The following is a 5679-nucleotide window of genomic DNA, read 5'->3' as shown; positions in this document are numbered from 1 at the left end:
GCCGATCCCGGCGCCGATGTAGCCCTTGTCGGCCAGGGTGGGCAGGCCGTCGGCCGCGGCTTTGTACAGCGCGGGCAGGGCGTGGATGCGGGCGGCGGTGATGTCGGGGGTGGAGCCGGGCTCCACGTCGGAAACCCATAGCGGGGTGCCGTCCGGGGCGGACAGGAACTGGATGTTGCCGCCGAATGCCTTGTGTTTCTGGCTGAACCACAGGTCGTTGCCGTTGTCACGGACGCCGGTGAGGCGGTCGGATTCGATCAGTGTGCCGTCGAGGATCACGTGGGTCATGCCTTCGCGCCGGCAGTTGTCCAGGACGGCGTGCAGGTCGGGGGCCTGGTCGGCGAGGACGTCGATGCCTTCGTGCAGGTAGCGGTAGCCGGTGGCCTGGGAGACGCCGGCGTCGCGGGCCAGGCAGTGCACGCAGCCGCGCTCGCGGAACCAGCGCAGGACCAGCACGGCCTGGCGGAAGGGGCCGAGCGCGCCCGGCTGCCGCGCGGAGTACCGATGCGCCGTCGGTGCGCGGCCAGCAGACGGGACAGGTGATCCACGACGTGGCGCCAACACCGCGAGCGATCACACCACCACCACCCAACTCGCCCTTGCTCAGCTCCCCAGACACCTGCGGCGGGGCCAGCAGACACTGATCCGCACCGACTCCGCCGGCGGCACCCATGCCTTCCTCGACTGGCTCTCCCGCCGGGGCCGGTGGCTGTCGTACTCGGTCGGAATGACCATCACCGACACCATCCACCAGGCCGTCCTGAAAATCCCGAAGAAGGCATGGACACCGGCCTACGACGCCGGCGGCAACGAGCGGCCCGGCGCCTGGGTCGCCGAGATCACCGACATACCCGACCTGAGCACTTGGCCCAAGGGCATGCGGCTGATCGTCCGCAAGGAACGCCCGCACCCCGGCGCCCAGTTGCGCTTCATCGACCTCGACGGACTACGGCTGACCTGCTTCGCCACCAACACCAAATGCGGCCAGCTCGCCGACCTCGAACTGCGTCACCGCCGCGGGCCCGCTGCGAAGACCGCATCCGAAACGCCCGCGACACCGGCCTGCGCAACCTGCCCCTGCACGACACCGCCCAGAACCAGATCTGGCTGGAGATCATCTCCCTCGCACTCGACCTCCTCGACTGGATGCCCATGCTCGCGCTGACCGGCAAGACCCGCCGCTGGGAACCCAAGAAGCTCCGCCTGCGGCTGTTCTCCGCCGCCGCCCAGCTCGTCACCACCAGCCGCCGCCGCTGGCTCCGCTTCACCACCCGATGGCCCTGGACCGACGAGATCACCCGGGCAATCGACCGGCGAGCAGCCCCCGACCACACCTAGTCCGGCTGCGGAGCCACCATCATCGGAGCGACCTGGCGCGGTGTCATCCCGTGTCATGACGTGAATCTAGAAGGAGCTGCGGCGACCATGCGTCCCCCTGCGGATGTAACTCTCCGGGACCGTCATCCTGGGGATGTATGCGGGATGGATCCGCAGACTGACGCGGGCCACAGTATTGGCTGCGAAGCTGAGGGAACGAGGAGTTCAGCGGTGGGCTGGCTGATCACGGTTTGAGCGCCGACGTGCCCAACGTCCGCCTGGTTTGGCGCGGCGCTCGTCCGGGCATGGCGGCTGCGCCGAAGGGCGGCTGAGGAGCATTGCCGGTTGTTGGAACGGGAGCGCAAGTGCGGCGCGGACAGCGGTCGACCCGAGCGGACGCGCATCGTGGCGGAGGTCCATGACATCGTCAGCCGCAACGTGAGTCTCAATGGTGGTGCAGGTCGGGGCCGCCTGTTAGGTGCTGACCATGATGCCGGGGAAGCCGCAGCTTCGATGCGGGCTGTCGAGGCCGCTGGCCGGGACGCGATGACCGCGCTGCGGCACCTGCTCGGCATGCTCGCGCCCGGGCTCAATGGCGAAGAACACAACCAGGCAGACTCGGCACCGCAGCCGAGCCCGAAGTACCGCAGCTCCCTGATCGACCGGGTCTCGTTCGCCGGGCTGCCGGTCGAGGTGTACGTCTCCGGAAAGCCGCGCCCACTCTCGGCGGGGGTCAATGCCACGGTGTACCGCGTCCGGCAGCCGTCCTCATACCGAAGTACATCCGATCCCGGCTTCGCCCGACGGCGCAGGCCATCCGTATGCCGAACATGGATGGCCTGGAAGCCGCACGTCGCGCCCTGGCGCTGGTAGCGGAGTGCCGAATGGTTATGCTCACGACCTTCGACCTGGATCAGTACGTCTACGCGGCCCGCGGCTGGCGCCAGCGGCTTCCTCTTCAAGGACGCCACCTCCGAGTACCTGGCCACCGCTATTCGCCTGGCTAGTGCCGGTGATGCGTTGCTCGCACCCTCAGTCACCCGTCAAGTGGGGGAGCGTTATGCCGGAGACAGTCAGTGCCAGGGAACCGAGCCGCGAAACCCCCGCCCTCGGCCGGGCCCCGGACCCCCTGACCCCGCGCGAGCGTGAGGTGCTGACTCTCATGGGCGGGGGCCCTTTACAGTGCCGAACTGGCGCTGGACCTGACGGCGAGGCGCCGTGAAGCCCAATTTTCGCCAAACTCAGTCTGCGCAATCGAGCCCAGGCCGTGGTCCTCGCATAAGAGACAAGACTCGTCTCGTCGGGTAACTTCCGCCCGCCCCACCAACTTCGGGCCGTAGCGCCTTCCGCCCCACCAACCCTCGCCGTCCGCTCATGAAGTCGGCCCCTGCACCTGGCACTCAGCAGACGGGAAGCATCGCAGACAAGCCGCGCGCCCACACCCTGCGAAGCCATACGACTGCAAAGTGTGACGGATTTGACCGGGAGGCGCCGTAGCCACAGCCTGCACTTCCAAGGTATTTAGACTCATCTTATTTGGTCCGCTGGTTAGTCTGTCGTTCGTGGTGGGGATCGTTGAGCGGCTGGTGCCGGATGAGTTGTGGGAGTTGTTCCAGCGGGTGGCGCCTGAGGCGCCGTCGCGCCCTCAGGGCGGGGGGCGGCGCCGACACGGCGACCGGGAAGTGCTGGCGGCAATCGTGTTCGTGGCCACCTCGGGTTGCACGTGGCAGCAACTGCCCGCAGCATCGTTCGGACCGTCGGGGGCGACGGCTCACCGGCGCTTTTCTGAGTGGAGCAAGGCCCGGGTGTGGGCGAAGCTCCACCGTCTGGTCCTCGACGAGCTCGGTGCCCGGGGTGAGCTGGACTGGTCTCGCTGTGCGATCGACTCGGTGAACAGGCGGGCCCTCAACATGAGGACCTGACAGGTTCGGATCCTGTCGACCGGAGCCAGTTCGGCTCGCAGATCCACTTGATCACGGAGCAGGCCGGTCTGCCCCTGTCCGTCGGTATCTCCGGGGCCAACCTGCACGACAGTCAGGACCTGGAAACTCTCGTGTCCGGAGAGCATACCGCTCATTTTCTCCCGCCATGGCCGCCCACGGCGCAGGCCTGGAAAGCGCCACGCGGACAAGGGGTACGACTATTCACCTGCGGCGATAGTTACGCGGGCGCGGCATCCAGCACCGCATCGACGACCACGACATCGAGTCTTTCCAGCGTCTTGGGCGACACTGCTGGACCATCGAACGAACCATGGCCCTCGCAGCCTGCCACCGTCTCCGCCGCCGCTGCGAACGCAAAGTCAAACGTTTTTCGCCTCCGCCAGATCGCATGCACGCTCATTACCGCGGGCTCACCTAATGAGATGTCCTTTTAGCCGGAACCAGTCGCTGCAACGCGCTGGTCGACTGGCTGAATACAAACGGTCGCTAAATCCGGTGAGATCATTAGCATCACTGTGTGTCGCGCCATCAGGACCGTGAACCGCGGTGCTTCCAGGCAGTGAGGATGTGATTGAGGTGCAAGCTGACGGTGTAGAGACCTTGTGCTCAGGCCTTCAGTCCCTCGGCCGTCTGCTGCCGTCGCGCTGCCCGCCACGCCCCGCCCAAGCCACGAGGGTCGATCGCGCGACCAGCGGTGTTTCCTATAGACGGGGTGAATCGAAAGTGCTTCTACCTGAGTCAAACAGGCCCTGCCCTGGCAGAGCAGTGTCACGGTTGCCCGCACCACCCATATCGTCGGTCGCCGCGTCGCCCGACGAAGCCCCCACCCGCGCGATCGTCGCCGTTACGATCGCCACGCTTTTGCCCGGCGAATCGCCCCGCTCGGAGGGTCCGGACCAGGAGCATGTGGCTCGCCTCGCCGAGGTCGACACCCCCCTCCCGCCGATCCTCGTCCGCCGGTCCGACATGCGCGTCATCGACGGCATGCACCGGCTTCTGGCTGCCTTGATCCGCGGCCAGACCAGCATTGATGTCGAATTCTTCGAGGGAAGCCCCGCAGACTCCTTCCTTCTGGCGGTTCGGGCTAACATCGCCCACGGCCTCCCGCTGTCGCAGGCCGATCGGCGCGCCGCCGCATCCCGGATCATCGCGTCACATCCACAGATGTCCGACCGGGCCATCGCCCAGGCCTCGGGCCTGGGAGCCAAAGCGATAGCGACAATCCGGCGCCGTTCAAGTGACGACCTGCCGCAGTTGAGCATTCGGGTCGGACGCGACGGGCGAGCCCGTCCACTGAACAGCGTTGATGGCCGATGGCGTGCGGCCGAACTCATGGCCGAGAATCCGCAGGCCTCGCTGCGTGAAGTGGCCAGGCTCGCGAAGATATCGCCCGCTACCGTGAGCGATGTACGCAAGCGGATCCAGTCCGGCAAACTGCCAGCGACCGTACGGCCTCATGCCGACCACGCCACACCAGAAGTCACGCACCCCACCGAGTCACGGGCAGGTGCCGAAGCAGCCGTCAGGGTACCCGCGCAGGGTAAGCGCCTGCGGCCCGAGCGCAGGGCACGGACGTTTGGACCGGACCCCGCTGTGGTGCTCGACAAACTCCTACGAGACCCTTCCCTCCGCCTTAAGGAGGAAGGACGATATCTTCTGAGACTCCTACAACAGAACGCATCGGCTGAGTGGTACCAGCTGACCGAAGCCGTACCGCCGCACTGCGGGGAACTGGTGGGAAGCTTGGCGCGCCAATATGCCGCCATCTGGTTGGAGTTCGCGCAGCATCTGGAGGAACGCGATCGAGCCGTCCCCCAGAGAGCGTCCTACTGACGCTCCGCGCCGACTCCAGCCACCTACATTCCCCCTTACACGTACCAAACTGCCCAGTAATTCGCCGACTATTGCCAGGAATACGGAAAGTCTTGCCCTAGGGGCTGAAGCAGGGCTGATGCATTCTCAGGTGGCGAGATGAGGGGTTCGCCCTGGTGTGGTGCGCGGTGGCTGATGTGCCCGACTGGAAATGACGAACGCGACTCCCGATGATCAAGGTTCTCGAAGCCAAAGATCATGAACAGGGGTCGCGTTCGTGTGCCATCTTCCCTGATCGACGCCCTCGCGCGCCACCACGAGGACGTTGACCTCCCATGCCCGCTCATCGAACTGCCCGACCTGCGCACACTGGCCGACGTGTTGGACCAGGTGCCCGACCCGCGCCGGGTCCGAGGCCGCCGCTACCGGATCGGTTCCCTGCTCGCCCTGTGCCTGGTCGCCGTCCTCAGCGGCACAAAATCGGTGGCCGCCATCGCCCGCTACGCCACCGACCCGGCCGACGAACGATCTCACCTCCTGAGAACGCATTCGCCCTGGCGCGAGGTCGACGACCAGGGAGGCGCAGTGCGACGGCACCACGCTGGTC

General features: G+C 66.5%; 3 protein-coding genes and 3 pseudogenes. 5 read left to right on the top strand and 1 reads right to left on the bottom strand.

The annotated features are described in order from the left end of the window. Positions 1-548: pseudogene (locus tag ABZS71_RS35220) on the bottom strand (transposase family protein); the annotation flags it as partial. Positions 549-553: 5 nt separating this feature from the next. Between ABZS71_RS35220 and ABZS71_RS35215 the strand changes: the two are divergent. The 5 genes and pseudogenes from ABZS71_RS35215 to ABZS71_RS35195 form a co-directional block, all read left to right on the top strand. Next, a pseudogene (locus tag ABZS71_RS35215) lies at positions 554-1338 on the top strand (IS1380 family transposase); the annotation flags it as partial. Positions 1339-1665: 327 nt separating this feature from the next. After that, positions 1666-2190: a histidine kinase gene (locus tag ABZS71_RS35210; RefSeq protein WP_356216829.1), complete on the top strand. Its 525-nt coding sequence runs from the start codon at positions 1666-1668 to the stop codon at positions 2188-2190. Positions 2191-2879: 689 nt separating this feature from the next. Continuing rightward, positions 2880-3618 (top strand): annotated as a pseudogene (locus ABZS71_RS35205) (IS5 family transposase); the annotation flags it as partial. A gap of 416 nt (positions 3619-4034) precedes the next feature. Continuing rightward, positions 4035-5093 carry a transcriptional regulator gene (locus tag ABZS71_RS35200; RefSeq protein WP_356216825.1) on the top strand — a complete coding sequence of 353 codons (1059 nt, stop codon included), beginning with the start codon at positions 4035-4037 and terminating at the stop codon, positions 5091-5093. Positions 5094-5351: 258 nt separating this feature from the next. Continuing rightward, positions 5352-5679: transposase family protein (locus ABZS71_RS35195; RefSeq protein WP_356216822.1), on the top strand; the 328-nt coding region annotated here is incomplete at its 3' end.

The sequence above is a fragment of the Streptomyces sp. NPDC005393 genome (assembly GCF_040606675.1).
Classification (GTDB): Bacteria; Actinomycetota; Actinomycetes; order Streptomycetales; family Streptomycetaceae; genus Streptomyces.
Note: the sequence above shows the minus strand (reverse complement) of the source record. Positions and strands in the feature narration are given on the sequence as shown.